The 15,812-nt window shown below is 34.7% G+C and carries 14 protein-coding genes and 1 tRNA gene; 11 read left to right on the top strand and 4 right to left on the bottom strand.

Features of this window, described 5'->3' with window-relative positions; translation table 11 throughout:
• Window positions 1-64: 64 nt before the first annotated feature.
• The 3 genes from odhB to ACFS6I_RS16545 form a co-directional block, all read right to left on the bottom strand.
• Window positions 65-1,297 (bottom strand): 2-oxoglutarate dehydrogenase complex dihydrolipoyllysine-residue succinyltransferase, encoded by a 1,233-nt coding sequence (gene odhB, locus ACFS6I_RS16555; protein ID WP_380922237.1) that lies wholly within the window; start codon window positions 1,295-1,297, stop codon window positions 65-67.
• 65 nt (window positions 1,298-1,362) lie between these two features.
• The gene (locus tag ACFS6I_RS16550) at window positions 1,363-4,101 is read right to left on the bottom strand and encodes a 2-oxoglutarate dehydrogenase E1 component (RefSeq protein WP_132771996.1); all 2,739 of its coding nucleotides are present in this window, start codon (window positions 4,099-4,101) and stop codon (window positions 1,363-1,365) included.
• A 172-nt stretch (window positions 4,102-4,273) separates the two neighbouring features.
• Window positions 4,274-5,533, bottom strand: a complete 1,260-nt coding sequence (locus ACFS6I_RS16545; RefSeq protein ID WP_183915576.1) for a deoxyribodipyrimidine photo-lyase — start codon at window positions 5,531-5,533, stop codon at window positions 4,274-4,276.
• Between the two features lie 204 nt (window positions 5,534-5,737).
• Here ACFS6I_RS16545 and ACFS6I_RS16540 point away from each other — a divergent pair, with 204 nt between their 5' ends.
• The 6 genes from ACFS6I_RS16540 (at window position 5,738) to ACFS6I_RS16515 (ending at window position 11,525) form a co-directional block, all read left to right on the top strand.
• A complete protein-coding gene (locus tag ACFS6I_RS16540) occupies window positions 5,738-6,607 on the top strand; it encodes a hypothetical protein (RefSeq protein ID WP_183915574.1) in 870 nt (289 codons plus the stop codon).
• Window positions 6,608-6,685: 78 nt separating this feature from the next.
• Entirely contained in the window at window positions 6,686-8,524 is a 1,839-nt protein-coding gene (locus ACFS6I_RS16535; RefSeq protein WP_380922234.1) for a UbiD family decarboxylase, read from the top strand.
• A 734-nt stretch (window positions 8,525-9,258) separates the two neighbouring features.
• Window positions 9,259-9,483: a CDGSH iron-sulfur domain-containing protein gene (locus tag ACFS6I_RS16530; protein ID WP_021189749.1), complete on the top strand. Its 225-nt coding sequence runs from the start codon at window positions 9,259-9,261 to the stop codon at window positions 9,481-9,483.
• A gap of 293 nt (window positions 9,484-9,776) precedes the next feature.
• Window positions 9,777-10,376: a Crp/Fnr family transcriptional regulator gene (locus tag ACFS6I_RS16525; RefSeq protein WP_380922232.1), complete on the top strand. Its 600-nt coding sequence runs from the start codon at window positions 9,777-9,779 to the stop codon at window positions 10,374-10,376.
• 65 nt (window positions 10,377-10,441) lie between these two features.
• Window positions 10,442-11,062 carry a hypothetical protein gene (locus ACFS6I_RS16520; protein ID WP_380922230.1) on the top strand — a complete coding sequence of 207 codons (621 nt, stop codon included), beginning with the start codon at window positions 10,442-10,444 and terminating at the stop codon, window positions 11,060-11,062.
• Between the two features lie 58 nt (window positions 11,063-11,120).
• Entirely contained in the window at window positions 11,121-11,525 is a 405-nt protein-coding gene (locus ACFS6I_RS16515) for a DoxX family protein (RefSeq protein ID WP_380922228.1), read from the top strand.
• Window positions 11,526-11,635: 110 nt separating this feature from the next.
• On the opposite strand, the gene ACFS6I_RS16510 is transcribed toward ACFS6I_RS16515, so the two are convergent.
• Window positions 11,636-11,723 (bottom strand) — tRNA-Ser (locus ACFS6I_RS16510).
• A gap of 146 nt (window positions 11,724-11,869) precedes the next feature.
• Between ACFS6I_RS16510 and ACFS6I_RS16505 the strand changes: the two genes are divergently transcribed.
• The 5 genes from ACFS6I_RS16505 (at window position 11,870) to ACFS6I_RS16485 (ending at window position 15,729) form a co-directional block, all read left to right on the top strand.
• The gene (locus tag ACFS6I_RS16505; protein WP_380922227.1) at window positions 11,870-12,334 is read left to right on the top strand and encodes a 3-oxoacyl-ACP synthase; all 465 of its coding nucleotides are present in this window, start codon (window positions 11,870-11,872) and stop codon (window positions 12,332-12,334) included.
• A 94-nt stretch (window positions 12,335-12,428) separates the two neighbouring features.
• Window positions 12,429-12,923, top strand: a complete 495-nt coding sequence (locus tag ACFS6I_RS16500) for a BON domain-containing protein (protein ID WP_021189751.1) — start codon at window positions 12,429-12,431, stop codon at window positions 12,921-12,923.
• 21 nt (window positions 12,924-12,944) lie between these two features.
• Window positions 12,945-13,364 carry an SH3 domain-containing protein gene (locus tag ACFS6I_RS16495; protein ID WP_021189752.1) on the top strand — a complete coding sequence of 140 codons (420 nt, stop codon included), beginning with the start codon at window positions 12,945-12,947 and terminating at the stop codon, window positions 13,362-13,364.
• Window positions 13,365-13,530: 166 nt separating this feature from the next.
• Entirely contained in the window at window positions 13,531-14,979 is a 1,449-nt protein-coding gene (locus ACFS6I_RS16490) for a L,D-transpeptidase family protein (RefSeq protein ID WP_380922225.1), read from the top strand.
• Window positions 14,980-15,354: 375 nt separating this feature from the next.
• A complete protein-coding gene (locus tag ACFS6I_RS16485; RefSeq protein WP_380922223.1) occupies window positions 15,355-15,729 on the top strand; it encodes a YkvA family protein in 375 nt (124 codons plus the stop codon).
• Window positions 15,730-15,812 lie beyond the last annotated feature (83 nt).

Raw genomic sequence — 15,812 nt, 5'->3', positions numbered from 1 at the left:
ATAAAAAAATCCCGATGAGAATAATTCTCATCGGGATTTTCTATTTAATAGCTTTTATTTGTTATTAAACTTCTAATAACAAACGAGCAGGATCTTCTAATAACTGTTTTACACGTACTAAGAAGCTTACAGACTCACGACCATCAATCACGCGGTGATCATATGAAAGTGCGATATACATCATTGGACGGATAACGACTTGACCATTCTCTGCAACTGGACGTTGGATGATGTTGTGCATACCTAGGATAGCAGATTGTGGAGCATTGATAATCGGAGTTGACATCATTGAACCAAATACACCACCGTTCGTAATTGTAAATGTACCACCAGTCATTTCGTCGATCGTTAATTTGTTGTCACGTGCTTTTACAGCTAATGCGCCAATTCCTTTTTCGATTTCATGTAATGACATTGACTCTGCGTTTCTAAGAACAGGAACGACTAATCCTTTAGGAGCAGAAACTGCGATTGAAATATCTGCAAAATCGGAATATACTAATTCATTTTCTTCAATTCTAGCGTTTACTGCAGGCCATTCTTTTAATGCTGTTGTAACAGCCTTCGTGAAGAATGACATGAAGCCTAGACCTACACCATGCTTTTCTTTGAAGGTATCTTTGTATTTAGCACGTAGATCCATAATCGGTTGCATGTTAACTTCATTGAAAGTTGTTAACATTGCTGTTTCATTTTTAACAGAAACTAAGCGTTTCGCAATTGTTTTACGCAATGAAGTCATTTTTTCACGACGTTCGTTACGTGAACCAGCTACAGCAACTGGAGCAGTAGCCTTTGGTGCTTCTTTAGCAGGAGCAGCTGCTTTAGGAGCTACTTGTGCTTTTTCAGCATCTTCTTTTGTAATACGACCTTCTTTACCTGTACCCTTAATAGTAGCAGGATCAATTCCTTTTTCTCTTAAAATTTTAGCGGCAGCAGGAGAAGCAGTTCCAGCAGCATAAGAATCAGGATTCTCATCAGCAACATTAGCTGTTGCAGCAGGAGTGCTAGCTTTTTCTTCAGAAGCAGCAGCTGCAGGTTTTGCATCACCAGCAGGAGCACCACCTTCTTCGATAGTACATACTACAGCACCAATTTCTAAAGTATCACCTTCTTGAGCAATGATTTTTAAAATACCTGCTTTTTCTGCTGGTAATTCAAAAGTTGCTTTATCAGATTCCAATTCAGCGATGTTTTCGTCCATTTCGACGTAATCGCCATCTTGTTTCAACCATTGTGACAAGGTTACCTCAGTAATGGATTCACCTACGGTTGGTACTTTAATTTCTAAGCTCATATATAATGTTCTTTACAGACAATTGCGTCTTTTTGATAAAAGACGCAATTGGATAAAAATTGTTTTTATTCGAATGATTTATTTAAAATGCTAGCTTGTTGTGCTACGTGCTGTTTCATATAACCAGTAGCAGTACTACCGCTTTCCTTACGTGCTACAAATCCAGTGAATGCAATTTCAGTATTCATTAGTTTACGACAGTAGTAAGACCAAGCTCCCATGTTTTCGTTTTCTTCTTGAACCCAAATAAATTCTTTTGCTTTGTTGTATTTTTTACGGATAGCTTTCAATTGTTCCTCAGGAATAGGGAATAATTGTTCTAACCTCACAATTGCAATATCTTTACGTTTATCAGCTTCTTGTTTTTCTAATAAATCGAAGTATACTTTACCAGAGCAGAACAACACACGTTTTACATCTTTTGCATTTACATTTGCATCGTCAATTACCTCTTGGAAAGTGCTGGTCGTGAAATCTTTCAATGAAGAAACAACTTTGGGATGGCGCAACAACGATTTTGGAGTAAACGCTACTAATGGTTTGCGGAATTCACGAACTTGTTGACGGCGTAATAAATGGAAGTAGTTTGCAGGTGTTGTACAGTTTGCTAAGATCAAGTTTTCGTCCGCACAAAGCTCTAAGAATCTTTCGATACGAGCCGAAGAGTGCTCAGGACCTTGACCTTCCATACCGTGAGGTAATAACATGACTAAACCATTAGAACGTTTCCATTTCGTTTCTGCAGATGATAAATACTGATCCACAATAATCTGTGCACCATTGTAGAAATCTCCAAATTGTGCTTCCCAAATTGTTAATGCATGTGGGTTTGCTGAAGCATAACCATATTCGAAACCTAATACTGCATACTCAGAAAGTAGGGAGTTGTAAATTGAGAATTTATCTCCACCATTGATATTTGCTAATGGTGTGTAAGTTTCTTCTGAATTTTCTAATGTTAATACAGCATGTCTGTGAGAGAATGTACCACGCTGTACATCTTGACCAGAAATACGTACGCGGCTTCCTTCATTTAATAATGTAGCATAAGCCATTAATTCGCCCATTGCCCAATCGTAAGAATCTTTTTCAATCATCTTTGCACGATCTTCGAATAAGCGAGAGATTTTACGGAAGAAGCTTTTATCTTTAGGAAGTGTTGTAATTTCTTTTGCTAACTGTAAGAATGTTTTATCCGATACATTGGTTTTTACAGGTTTGAAAGATTCACCTTTTTTAGCAGGACGAAGACCTTTCCAAGCGCCTGAGAACATTGGAGTTTCTTCTGTTAAGTTAACAACTTCTTTTGATTCTTCTAATTTCTCTTGTAGAATTGCTTTGAAGTCTTTTTCTATTTTTTTAGAATAAGCTTCATCTATACTACCTTCTTCGATTAATTTTTTAGCATAAACTTCCTTTGGATTCGGATGTTTTTCGATCAATTTGTACAGTAATGGTTGCGTGAACTTAGGTTCATCAGCCTCATTATGTCCAAATCTTCTGTAACATAATAAATCAATGAAAACGTCAGTTTTATATTTTTGACGGTATTCCACTGCCAATTTAATGGCATATACTAAAGCTTCAGCATCATCACCATTCACGTGGAACACAGGTGAAGAAGTAATTTTTGCAACATCTGTACAGTATGTACCAGAACGGGCGTCTTTATAATTTGTTGTGAAACCAATTTGGTTGTTAATGACAATGTGGATTGTACCACCTGTTTTATAACCATCCAATTTGGACATCTGTGTTACTTCATATACAACACCTTGACCAGCGATAGCAGCATCACCATGAATAGCAATAGGAGCGATTTTAGATGAATCGCCTTCATATTTCATGTCAATTTTTGAACGAACTAAACCTTCAACAATTGGATCTACGGTTTCTAAGTGAGAAGGGTTTGGAGCTAAACTCAAATGGATTGTTTTACCATCATCTGTTTTAACATCTGTTGAATAGCCTAAGTGATATTTTACGTCACCACCAAAGTTAATTTCAGGGTCTTCGGCATAAGTTTTACCTTCAAATTCTGAAAAAACAGTTTTGTAAGGTTTACCCATGATATTTGTTAATACATTTAAACGGCCACGGTGAGCCATTCCGATTACAAATTCTTGGATACCTAATTCAGAACCTTTTTCGATAACAGCATCTAAAGCTGGAATTAAACTTTCTGCACCTTCTAAAGAGAAACGTTTTTGACCTAAGAATTTTGTTCCTAGGAAACTTTCAAAAGCAACTGCATGGTTTAATTTGTCTAAGATTCTTTTTTTGATGTCTAAAGAATAGGTAGGCTTGTTACGATCAGCCTCCATACGATCTTGTAACCATTTAATTTTTTCCGGGTTACGGATGTATTTGAATTCTGCACCAATTGAGCGACAATAAGTATCTTCAATTAATTGTCTAATATCTTTTAATTTGGCAGGACCTAAGCCAACTTCCACACCAGCATTAAAAATTGTGCTCATGTCAGCTTCAGAAAGGCCAAATGTCTCTAATTCTTTTCCAGGATAATATTTGCGACGTTCACGTACCGGATTTGTTTGCGTAAATAAATGACCACGGTCTCTGTAGCCATTAATCATGTTCAAGACATTAATCTCTTTTAAAACATGATCTGGTGTTGCATCTCCAGAAACACCAACACTTTCGCCAGCATTTTGACCAAAGTCAAAACCTTCAAAAAATTTTTGCCATCCAAAATCTACGGATTCTGGATCTTGTTTGTACGCTTGATATAAGCCGTCGATATAGCTCGAATCAGCGTTACTCAAATATGTAAGTTTGTCCATCTATTTGAAAAAATATGAATGTGTCAAAGTTAGGAATAAAAATAGAGTTTTAGGTACTGTGATTGATTATTTTAGTAACGAATTTCATTTTTAATCTTGTTTTTATTGTGAATAAAAATTTGACTCTATATGATGATTTGCAATTTAATTATTCAAATAAGCCATTTTATTATTAACCCCAATAATCCTCTGGTTCTTGAATTCCTTTTGGATAATGTGTATTAATTAACTTTTGCCAATCTATTGGTGTATTATCTTTTTCACTTGTACCGACCCCTGCTATATGCGACCAATTGCCATAGTTGGTTGCGGGACTGTAGTCGAATATATTTTGTTCAAACCAATATGCGCCTTTTAGCCAATTGATATTATATTCTTGCACAAGAAAGCTCGATACAATAATTCTCGCAAAGTAAGGGAGGTATCCTGTTTTTTGGAGTAAGATCATGCTTTGATTAACAAAATCATTTTCTGTTTCTCCAAATCTCCATTTATCAAAGAGTAATTGATCATTTTTACTCATTATTTGCTCTTTTTTAAATCCTTTCTCCTTAAAGAAAACATTTGGATATTTTTTTAACATGAATCTGAAATAGTCTCTCCAGAGTAACATATCTATGATTTTGTCAAAACGTTTATTTTTCTTACCGTTTTCCCTTTTCTTAATTTCATGATACAGGTTTATCGGCGATAATGAGCCCAGTGCTATAAAAGGAGATAGTAATGTATAGTCATGTTCTGACCCTCTAGGATCATCCAGTACAGCCTGCATCATTTCAAGTGCTAGATCTTCTCCACCTTCAATGAATTTGTTTTTAACAAGTTGTATTTCTTCTTTGCTATAACCTAACTCTTCCAAAGTGGGTAGAGCTGTTTTCTCGAGATGAGGGGCTGTTACAAAATTAGTAGGGTAATCTGCTGATCTTCTTACAAAACTTTCCCGCTCTATTTTCTTTTTGAATGTTGCAAATGAATTTGGAATATCACGGATTGGAAAAGGTAAATCTTCCTTATGGTAGAGGGTGTGACCGATGATATGCTTTAAATTAATTTTACTTTTCCAGAGTTCTTCTTCTACTTTTTCGGATATTGTAGTTTCTCTGTTAGCAACTTCACGATGATGGTAGACTTCATCGACCTCATATTTTTGTGCAATGCGAGGAATAATATCTTCAGGATAGCCGACAAAAGTAATCAGATCACTTCCTAAGGATTGTAATTTTTCTTTCAGGGCTTTAACTGTTTCTAGTTGGAAAGCAGCTCTTATAACATTTGTATTTAAGAAGTCGTATTGGTTTTTAGCATAATATCTGGGATCAAAACAAAAGATAGGGATGATAAAGGAACTTTTTGAGGATGCTTCTAAAAACACTTCATTGTCATGAAGCCTCAAATCATTTCTAAACCAGATCAACGCGGCCCTTTTTTCCATACAGATATAATTTTTTTGTATTATTTTCCTCGAAAAAGCTTATAGGAAGTACAAATATATAAGGTTATTGTTTGTTTTATGGACATTATTTACATATTGACAATAAAAGGACAATAATTGTAAGTGTAAAAAAATGGTGGTGATTAAACCTTAGTGTTTTTTATTTGTTTAATCTCTAATTAAAGAAATTTGAATGGTTCATTCATGGAAGTATTAATTACAGGTTTAAACACGTATTTGGGTAGAAGGGCTGTCAGTCATCTAAATTCTGCGGAATTTAAAGTCACTGGATTGGTTCGTAATTTGGAACTTTTTAATAAACGATTAAATGAACCTGTAACAGCAGATTTAATTGAAATTGATTTATTTAAAACAAATACTTTGAGTAAAAATTTCTCTTTAGGAAATTTGCAGTTAGGGATTTATTTTACTCAGGTTCCGGGTTTGAATGACCAATTAAATATGCAAATGGAGCTTATTTCACTTCGAAATTTTATTCAAGTTTGCAAGGAAAACATGTGCAATAGAATTGTGTATGTTGCACAGTTGATGGATTCGTTCTACATTGATGCCATTCAGAGTTTATTTGAGGAACATCGAGTTAAGTATACGGTTGTCCTTAAATGTAGTGCAGTAGGGAAGGGCACTATTATTAGTGATATTTTCGGTCGCTTGGCCAAGAGTAAATTTATTCCTTACTGGAAACTTATCGGCGATTTAAAATTTAAGCCTATCCCACTATTGGATGTTTATCGTTGGATTAGGACAATTCCCTGGGAAGATAATTTTATTGGTGAGGTAATTTATTTGGGCGGGGAGGAGTCTTTAAACTATAAACAGCTTTTTAATCAATACATGGAAGTTTACCATCCTGATCGTGAGTATAAAACATTTTCGATCAAGAAATGGTTGGTAAAATTGGTGTACACTCGTTTTTATCGAATTCATGAAGAGAATTTTGATGAATTTAGGAGAGTGATGAAATATGAAGCTGAAGTTGATAATACCAGCTGGTCTAGAAAAGTGCACTTCACTTTTACCACAATTAATCGTTGCTTTTTGCTTGATCAATAAATCAAGGTAAGTATTTTTAAAACTTTTTCCTCCCAATTATTCTGTTAATTTTGTAATAGAACAATAGAATGGAGCTATATGGGATATAGAAGTTTAGCGGAGTGTGTTAGCGATTTAGAGCAACATGGACATTTGATCCGAATTAAGGAAGAGGTAGATCCTTATTTAGAAATGGCAGCCATTCACATGCGTGTTTTCGACGCAGAGGGACCGGCTTTGTATTTTGAAAATATAAAAGGCACAGATTTTCCAGCAGTTTCTAATTTATTTGGAACTTTAGACCGTTCTAAATTTATGTTTAGGGATACATTAGATCATATTAAAAAGCTGGTTGATGTCAAGATGGACCCTACCGCAGTTTTAAAAAATCCGTTTAAATATTTAAGCTCTTCGGCTGTCGCATTAGGAGCTCTTCCTTGGAAAAAGAAATCCAATGCGCCTATTTTGTATGGTAAAACTGAAATTAGCAAGTTGCCTCAAGTAGTAAATTGGCCTATGGACGGAGGTGCATTTGTAACCATGCCTCAAGTTTATACCGAGGATATTACTAAGCCGGGTATCATGCAGGCAAATCTAGGGATGTATCGTATACAACTCTCTGGTAATGATTATATTCAAGATAAAGAAATAGGACTGCATTATCAATTACATAGAGGTATTGGTATTCATCAACAAAAAGCAAATCAATTAGGGAAACCTTTGAAAGTTAGTATTTTCATTGGAGGTCCTCCTTCACATCCTCTTTCAGCAGTAATGCCCTTACCTGAAGGGTTGTCAGAAATGATTTTTGCCGGGGCTCTAGGAAATCGTCGATTCCGTTATTTTTATGATCATGAGGGATTTTGTATTTCAGCAGATGCTGATTTTGTGATAACAGGAACCGTGTATCCTAATGAGAATAAGCCTGAAGGTCCTTTTGGTGATCATATCGGTTATTATAGTTTAACCCATCCTTTTCCTTTAATGAAAGTTCATAATGTGTATCATAAAAAAGATCCGATTTGGTCTTTTACCGTTGTTGGTCGCCCTCCACAGGAAGATACAAGTTTTGGTAATTTGATTCATGAAATTACAGGTGCCGCAATTCCTAAGGAAATTAATGGTCTACAGGCTGTTCATGCTGTTGATGCCGCTGGTGTGCATCCCTTATTGTTTGCTATAGGAAGAGAAAGCTACACGCCGTATCAAAAAGTGGATAGACCGCAGGAGATCTTGACGATAGCCAGCCAGGCATTGGGTAAAAATCAACTTAGTTTAGCGAAGTACCTATTTATTGCAGCGATTGAAGATGATCCTGATCTGAATATTTATGATGTTTCAGGTTTTTTGCGTCATATGTTAGAAAGAATCGATCTTTCAAGAGATTTACATTTTCATACTAATACTACTATAGATACTCTCGATTATTCTGGTGATGGACTTAATTCCGGCTCTAAAGTTATTTTTGCTGCCGCAGGTTCAAAGAAAAGAATATTGAGTAATGAAATTCCTTTGGGATTATCGTTTCCTCGTCCTTTCAATCATGTTAAGATGGCGATGCCTGGTATCCTTGTTGTCGATGGTGCTGCATTTTCATCTTATGAGCAAGAGGAAGTGATTTTGAAGGACTGGTGTGATGCAATGAAAGATGTTGATTTTACGGGCATACAGATGATTGTTTTAGTTGATGACGCATCTTTTACTGCTGCAAATGAAAACAATTTTGTATGGGTAACCTTTACAAGATCGAATCCAGCATATGATATTTATGGTGTCAATAGCTTTACTAAATATAAACATTGGGGTTGTTATGGACCGGTTATTATCGATGCAAGACGTAAGCCGCATCATGCCCCTGACTTAATTAAAGATCCTGCAGTTGAAAAAAGAGTAGATGCAATGGGAGCAAAAGGTGGTTCACTGCATGGCATTATCTAATGGTCGATTTAAAGCTTTCATAGTTTAGAGAGGAAAAAGGACATTTATACGTATAATTGTCCTTTTTCCTTATTATTTCTTTTTCTTGCTCACGTAATACTTTATTAATTTATAACGGACAGCTGTTTATAATTGCCGCTTCGAAAATTACTCGTAAATGATGTCATTATTGGTCCGATGAAAATTTTAAAGTCTGCTAAAGTCCATGAAAGTCCGTATAAGTCCATGAAAGTCCGTAAAAGTGCATACATCACTTAATAGTGATCCGACATTGATCCGGTATTCTTATGACATCTCTTCGAAACTGGTTCGAGTCTGGTTCGAGTCTGCATCGACTGATATTCGACAGCGAGGAAAACAATAGTCGAAACAATGCCGAACATCGGGTAAATTAAACACGTCACAGTCTCGAATCTTTTACGAACGGTTCTCTAAAACGGTTCGAAGAACAGGATTATAGATTTATATCTTTTATTTGGCAATCAACTTTATTCTAACCTCATTCTTGTGCATTTAAAAATGATTTATGCTTGTTAACGGTACTTTGGTCTTTTAATCTTTATTTAATACAATTGAATAAAATTACGTACATCAATATTGTCTTATTGCTTAATGTAGATTGTTTTTATGGAATTTTGTCTCGTTAAACGGAACGCTTCTAAATAGAAGTGAGATTGCGTAAAGTTAGTTCATTATCTCTAGTTTTGTATAGAAAACACATTAATAAAATAGATATGTCGAAGACGAAACTTACAATTAATAATAACGGATCAGTAAAAATTGAAGGCGATTTTGAAATCGTTGATAGAAATGGTGACACTTATGGTTTGCAGGGAAGAACAGTACTTTCGATTTGTCGTTGTGGATTATCCAAAAATAAACCTTTTTGCGATGGTGCTCACAATGGTCATTTTGAACATGAGGCTATTGCCTTTGATCTTCCTCCAAAGAAAGCATAACCACTTCTGTAAACAAATTTGATTACGAAATTAAAATAAATAATACCCATTTGAAGATCATTAAGATTAGTAAATGGGTATTTTTTTGTTCAGTTTTTTCTGTAAAATAGAGTTCTGTTACAGATAGCTCACAGTTTTTTATTATGCTAATTCTTCAACTGGTCTTCTAAATTTCAGATGTCGTTTTTGTCTGATTGTTTTGCTACTCCTAAAAAAGGTATCTTAGTAGACTTTTTTGGGTATCATTATACCTTGTTAATAAACATTAAAAATATAGAAGTTTTTGAATGCATATGAAGTCACAGGAAGTGTTTTTACGATTTATTGATCATCTTAAAGAAACTATTAAATTATCAGATTTGGATGTTGATTTTGTTTTAAAAAAACTTGAAATCAAGAAATTAAAACGTAAAGAATATCTTATCCAACCTGGTGATGTTTCTAGGTATATGCGATTTATTGTTAGTGGTTGTATGCGGAGTTTTTATTTAGATGAAAATAGTCAGGAGCATACACTTCAATTTGGTATTGAAAATTGGTGGATTAATGATCTTCACAGCTATTTAAGCCGTCAACCTTCACGTATGTATGTGCAATCTATTGAAAAAACAGTACTCGTTCAAATTCATCGAGATAATCTTGAGTCGTTGTATTTAGAGGTGCCAGAAATAGCTCGTTTTTTTCGACTGAAAATTCAATCTGCTTATGTCGCGCTTCAAGAAAGAACTATAGAGAATCTTAGTACTAATTCTTATGAACGCTATAGTAATTTTCGCACTCAATTCAGGGATATAGAACAACGGCTTCCTCAGTATGTCATTGCTTCTTATTTAGGAATGCGTCCAGAATTTTTAAGTGCGCTCAAAAAAAAGCATGTTCTTGATTTTTCTTAAGAATTCTTAATTTTCGTCCTAAATAGTCGTTCTACCTTTGTTTTATACTAAAAACAAGGGTGTAAATGAACGCACAAATTTTATCTTTTATCTTCTTTTTTATCACTTTGCAGTTTGTTTCTGCACAAGAGATTTCCTTTGCTCCGGAGTTTGTCGGCGGGTATCGCTCTATGGCTTATACACACCTCGTGCATGTCACTTTCAATAAGAAATTTACTATTAGTAATCTCAGTTTATTAGATACCGAATATGGGAGTGACAAAAATAATATTTTTTTCATCAGAAATACATTTACTTATAAGCTACATAAGAACATCGCTATTAATATGGGGGTGGGGGTGAAAAATCCAGGCAAATTTTCTACACTATCCTTGAAGTATCAGCTCACTCGAAAAACATTCAGAGCAAGCTATACTATCGGTGGTACATATCAAAAAAAATGGACACTTGAACAATCGTTACAATTGGTCTATTTTCCTCGAATAAAACAAAATATAGAAGGTTATATAAGTTTCCAAATGGTAGCGAATATAGATCGGAATGAATACCAGCGGGGTTTTCAATGGTTGAGGTTGGGAAGGAAACAACACAAGATTATTTATGGTCTGGCTTTGAATCTTGATCAATGGAATAATAATCAGAAAACTCTTAAAAATGCTGGGATATTTTTTACTCGTGCTTTTTGATGATTTTGGTTGAGGATGAGTCAAATTAGATTACAATAAAAACAAATTTAATATATACATGATGAACAAAAACGTTGATTTAGGACTTTTATTAGTAAGGATGGGTATTGGATTCCCGATGTTGATTTATGGAATAAATAAATTATTTACAGGTATTGATTTTATAAAGAATCTGTTAACCGCTAGCGGTCTACCTTCATTTCTTGGTTATGGTGTTTATGTAGGAGAAATCATTGCTCCTATTCTTATCATTATTGGTTATCGTACACGCATAGCTGGTGCTGTGCTAGCTATTAATTGTTTCACTGCAATATTATTAACTCAGATTCCGTTCCTGTTTAAATTAAACGACTATGGGGGGTGGGCGTTGGAATTATTAGCAATTTACATGCTAATTGGATTGAGTTTATTATTCTCAGGTGCTGGGAAATTAGCAATTTCCAAATTGCATACTTGGGATTAATTGTGTTTGAGGCCTTATCAGGAATTGTTGTTTTGGAAGTTTTTTAGCAAGCTTAAAAAACTTCCAACAAAAAATAAAGCCCAACTTTGCAGTTGGGCTTTATTTTTTGTTGGCGGAGAGCGAGGGATTCGAACCCCCGGACCTATGACAGTCAACAGTTTTCAAGACTGCCGCATTCGACCACTCTGCCAGCTCTCCGTCACAAAAGTACAAATTTTAAGCTCACTACCAAATTTATTTTGGCAATTAAAGCTGTTTTAATCTATTGTGAGCTGTATCATGCTGTTTTTAAGTTACTTTTATTTTGATTTTTTTCTTTAAATCTTTATCCCTAGTTTGCAATCATGGAGAAGGATTATACTTTATTACGATCGTTGTTAATGTCATCATGTAAATTACATGTTGAGGATCGCATTGCAAACTTAGAACTGGCATTGAAATCAGCTCACGAGGCAAGTACTGATGATACTAAAAGTAGTGCGGGTGATAAATATGAAACTACGCGCGAAATGATGCAACAGGATATCGCGAGATGTCAAATGCAGTTGGCAGAAGCAAAAAAGGATGAATTAATATTAACGGGGCTTCTTGAACCTAATCATTTGGATTTTGTACAGAATGGAAGTATAGTGGAAACAAATTTGGGTATTTATTTTATAGCAATTAGCATTGGTGTTGTGAAAATCGATCATGATAAGGTGTTTGTAATATCTAATCAATCGCCAATCGGAAAGTTGCTTTTACGAAAGAAAGTTGGGGAATCATTTGTCTTCAATAATGTAGAACAACGTCTACTTTCTATTAATTAGTTTGGGGATCGAAACTATTTACTCTGATAATTGTTTAGATTTAAGTGTCTATATTGGATGATTTAGGCTTTAAAAAAAATAAAAAACTGTGATTATGGAGTTAAAAAGAGTATTCCCAATGTTAATGATGGCGGGCACTTTAGCTGTTGCAATGCCTTCCTGTAAATCTAAAGTTTCTGATGCTGATTTAAAAGCTAAAGTAGAAACGGTGATTACTAGCCATCAAGGTATAACGACATCGGTTAAGGATGGTGTCGTTACTTTGGAAGGTTTCGCATCTTCAGATGCAGAGAAGGCTCAGATTGAAACTGACGTCAAAGCTGCTGATAAGTCTATCAAGTCTGTTGTGAATAATATTATCGTGCAAGCTGTTCCTCCGGCAGAGATTTCTGTTAATACTGTGGATGAATCATTAGCTAAAGGTATTGTTGATGCTACAAAAGATTTTCCAACTGTACAGGCTACTGTTAAAGATGGAGTTATTTCAGTAACTGGAACTATTGAAAAAGCAAAGTTAGTAACACTAAAACAAGCTTTGGATAATTTACATCCCAAAAAAGTTGATCTGAGTGCGGTTGTCACTAAATAACTAATTCAAAAAACGAATATCATGGCTTTAGAAGAAAAATATAAAGTATTATTGGATACTGCGAGATCATCTGGTATTAATGATTTAAATTATGCCGAGCAGGATGGCGTATTGCAAATTAGGGGTACTGCCCCTTCTGCAGATGTTAAGAATAAATTATGGGAAATATATGGAAATATAGACCCAAATTTTGCAACAGGAGATGTGGTTATGGATGTAGAGGTAGCTACTGAGGTTCCAGGAAGTGAGGTCAGGGTTATTACTGATAGTTCAAATCTGAACATTCGTAAAGGACCTGGTACTGATCAGCCTATCGTTGGGAAAGCTGCAAAGGATGAAATCATCACATTGATTAGTAAAGCTAATGACCAGTGGTGGTTAGTTCGGACAAAAGATAATGAAGAGGGGTATTGTTTTGCACAGTATCTACAGACAGTTTAAGTCTTTCTTAACCTTTAATAGAGCCTAAAATTACATTATTTTAGGCTCTGTTCATTTTATAAGGTTGTAGCGGGACCTTGACAATTAGGGTAGTTGTAATAACAAATTTCAATATCATTTGAAACATTGTTATCTTTGAGCTTTTGAGCAATTTCTTAATTATATTATGCGAAATTTAGTGCTTGTATATTTTTTGTTTATACTTTCCTTTTCATCTTGTCAAACAGATCCGCCCACATTTGGTGATATTTTAGCAAAGTCATTTGATCAAGAGATATTTAAAGATTTTGATAGTACGGCATATTTCTCTGCTATTGAGAAAGAATTAAAAGGTGATAACTCTCGTTTGTTTAACCCGAAATGGATGCGTGTATTAGCAGATTCCTCTCGTGGTTTTACCTGGATACCTAATCAGTTGTTTACGGGTGGTACAGATACTTTATTGTACTATCTAGAAAGATCTGAAGAACATGGTATTGATCCCTCAATTTTTCATACTGTAGAAATAAGCCATGCTTTGAATCGGCTAAAAAGTAAGCAAATAACGGATTTAAATGAGGCTTACCAATTGTTGGCGAAAGTGGAAGTTCTTTCTTCAGATGCTTTGGTTGCCTATTTGAACGTATTGGAAAACGGTATTGTAAATCCTAAAAAACTTTACGGAAGATATTTTGTCGGGCATAAACGATATTCGTTAGATAAGGCAAAGCACTTGTTGGATAGTGCTTTAAATGTTTCGGAGGTTGTGAACCATGCTCAACCTACAAATTCTATTTATAGAAAATTTCAGCATCTGTTGCTTGAAGGAGATCTTAATAAGGAAGAACGTGTCAAAGTTTTGATGACCATGGAACGGTTGCGGTGGATGGGTGAAGATTTTCCTGATAAATATGTCTTCGTGAATATTCCGGAAATGAAACTTCAGATGATCACAGCAGGGGCTGTTGAACAAACGATGAATGTTTGTGTGGGAGAGACTGAAAACAAAGCTTTTGCTAAAACAGGGGAAAATCACGAAACTCCTATGATGCGTGGTGTACTGGATAGAATGCAAGTTAATCCTGTATGGAATATACCTAAAAGTATTGTGAAAAAGGAACTGTTAAATAGTGTAAGAGCTAATCCAGGTTATCTTGAGAGTCGGAATATGGTGGTTTATAATCTAAAGGGGCAAATCGTTGATCCTTATACAATAAATTGGCAGGCAGATTCGGTAGAGAATTTTAAATTTAAGCAAAACCCTGGATTTGATAATTCATTAGGGAATATAAAGTTCATCTTTGCAAATCCTTATGCTATTTATCTTCACGATACTCCTGCTAAACAGAAATTTAAGGTGAGTAACCGTGCTTTGAGTCATGGATGTGTACGTGTAGAAGATCCTACCAGTTTAGCTGCTTTTTTAGTTAATAATGAGAGAGAGGCGGAAAAAATTGCAACAGAAATCAAAGATTCAGTTAATAATTCCAGATGGGTGAAAATGAAAGAGGGCATCCCTGTTTACCTATCTTATTACACGACTTGGTTAGATGGGGATGATAAAATTCAACAATTTCCTGATATCTATGGTTATGACGAACGATTGAAGGTGGCAATGAAGAAATATCTCAATTAATTTTTAGTAACCAAATAAAATAAAATCCCCTTTACAAAAGTAAAGGGGATTTTATTTTATTCGGATTTGCTTTTACTAGCTTTCTTTGTTTTTTTCTCAGCTCTTTTTTCTTTTAGCGTCTTTTCAGCTTTCTTTTTATCATTCTTTACCGCATTTTGTTCCTTTGCCATAACAGTTATGTTTAAGTGAATAATAATTCTTACTAAAGCTACTGATAATAAATAAGATTATTTCTGTCTTAACGTATTTAATTGTTTTTGAGATATAATAGTTTATTGGAATAGATATTGAAGTAAATATACATTGCACCATTGTTGAGATTAAACTTTGATCTTATATTTTAGTCTTAAGGGATGGTTTTTATAATTTAAGGACATGAAGAAACAATTTCTAGGTAAGGCTCTGGCTCTATTTGAAAGATTTAAAACACATAAAATTACGTCGGCGGATTTAGAGGAAGCTGAACAAAAGGCGAAAAATTTGGATGTTCGAAAGGAAGATTTTCAATTGTTGATAGCAATGTGTAAGGATACATTTTCGGGAAAATACAAAATGAATAAGTGGAATTTATCCGTTATCGTTGCGACCATAATATATGTGATATCGCCATTAGATGCTATTCCAGACGTTATTCCGGTATTGGGATGGATAGATGATGTGACTATTATTGGATATGCTATCTCAAAACTCTCCGAAGAAATATTAAAATACAAGTTGTTTAGTAAACAATCTATTATAATCGAATCTTAGGTCTAAAATATATTCATTTTTACAAAGCCCTTGTTATTCTAAATTTCAAGGGCTTTATTTTTGAATTGCGACTTGTTTTTTTT

This window comes from Sphingobacterium anhuiense (assembly GCF_042686355.1).
Lineage (GTDB): Bacteria > Bacteroidota > Bacteroidia > Sphingobacteriales > Sphingobacteriaceae > Sphingobacterium > Sphingobacterium anhuiense.
This window is presented reverse-complemented; position numbering and strand designations above follow the sequence as displayed.

Bases quoted from the DNA above. Each gene is read 5' to 3' on its own strand.
- ACFS6I_RS16540 (WP_183915574.1), top strand. From the start codon at position 5,738: ATGGAAGTATTAATTACAGGTTTAAACACGTATTTGGGTAGAAGGGCT.
- ACFS6I_RS16505 (WP_380922227.1), top strand. From the start codon at position 11,870: ATGGAGAAGGATTATACTTTATTACGATCGTTGTTAATGTCATCATGT.
- ACFS6I_RS16490 (WP_380922225.1), top strand. From the start codon at position 13,531: ATGCGAAATTTAGTGCTTGTATATTTTTTGTTTATACTTTCCTTTTCA.
- ACFS6I_RS16530 (WP_021189749.1), top strand. From the start codon at position 9,259: ATGTCGAAGACGAAACTTACAATTAATAATAACGGATCAGTAAAAATT.
- ACFS6I_RS16500 (WP_021189751.1), top strand. From the start codon at position 12,429: ATGGAGTTAAAAAGAGTATTCCCAATGTTAATGATGGCGGGCACTTTA.
- ACFS6I_RS16515 (WP_380922228.1), top strand. From the start codon at position 11,121: ATGATGAACAAAAACGTTGATTTAGGACTTTTATTAGTAAGGATGGGT.
- ACFS6I_RS16545 (WP_183915576.1), bottom strand. From the start codon at position 5,533: ATGGAAAAAAGGGCCGCGTTGATCTGGTTTAGAAATGATTTGAGGCTT.
- odhB (WP_380922237.1), bottom strand. From the start codon at position 1,297: ATGAGCTTAGAAATTAAAGTACCAACCGTAGGTGAATCCATTACTGAG.
- ACFS6I_RS16495 (WP_021189752.1), top strand. From the start codon at position 12,945: ATGGCTTTAGAAGAAAAATATAAAGTATTATTGGATACTGCGAGATCA.
- ACFS6I_RS16485 (WP_380922223.1), top strand. From the start codon at position 15,355: ATGAAGAAACAATTTCTAGGTAAGGCTCTGGCTCTATTTGAAAGATTT.
- ACFS6I_RS16535 (WP_380922234.1), top strand. From the start codon at position 6,686: ATGGGATATAGAAGTTTAGCGGAGTGTGTTAGCGATTTAGAGCAACAT.
- ACFS6I_RS16520 (WP_380922230.1), top strand. From the start codon at position 10,442: ATGAACGCACAAATTTTATCTTTTATCTTCTTTTTTATCACTTTGCAG.
- ACFS6I_RS16525 (WP_380922232.1), top strand. From the start codon at position 9,777: ATGAAGTCACAGGAAGTGTTTTTACGATTTATTGATCATCTTAAAGAA.
- ACFS6I_RS16550 (WP_132771996.1), bottom strand. From the start codon at position 4,101: ATGGACAAACTTACATATTTGAGTAACGCTGATTCGAGCTATATCGAC.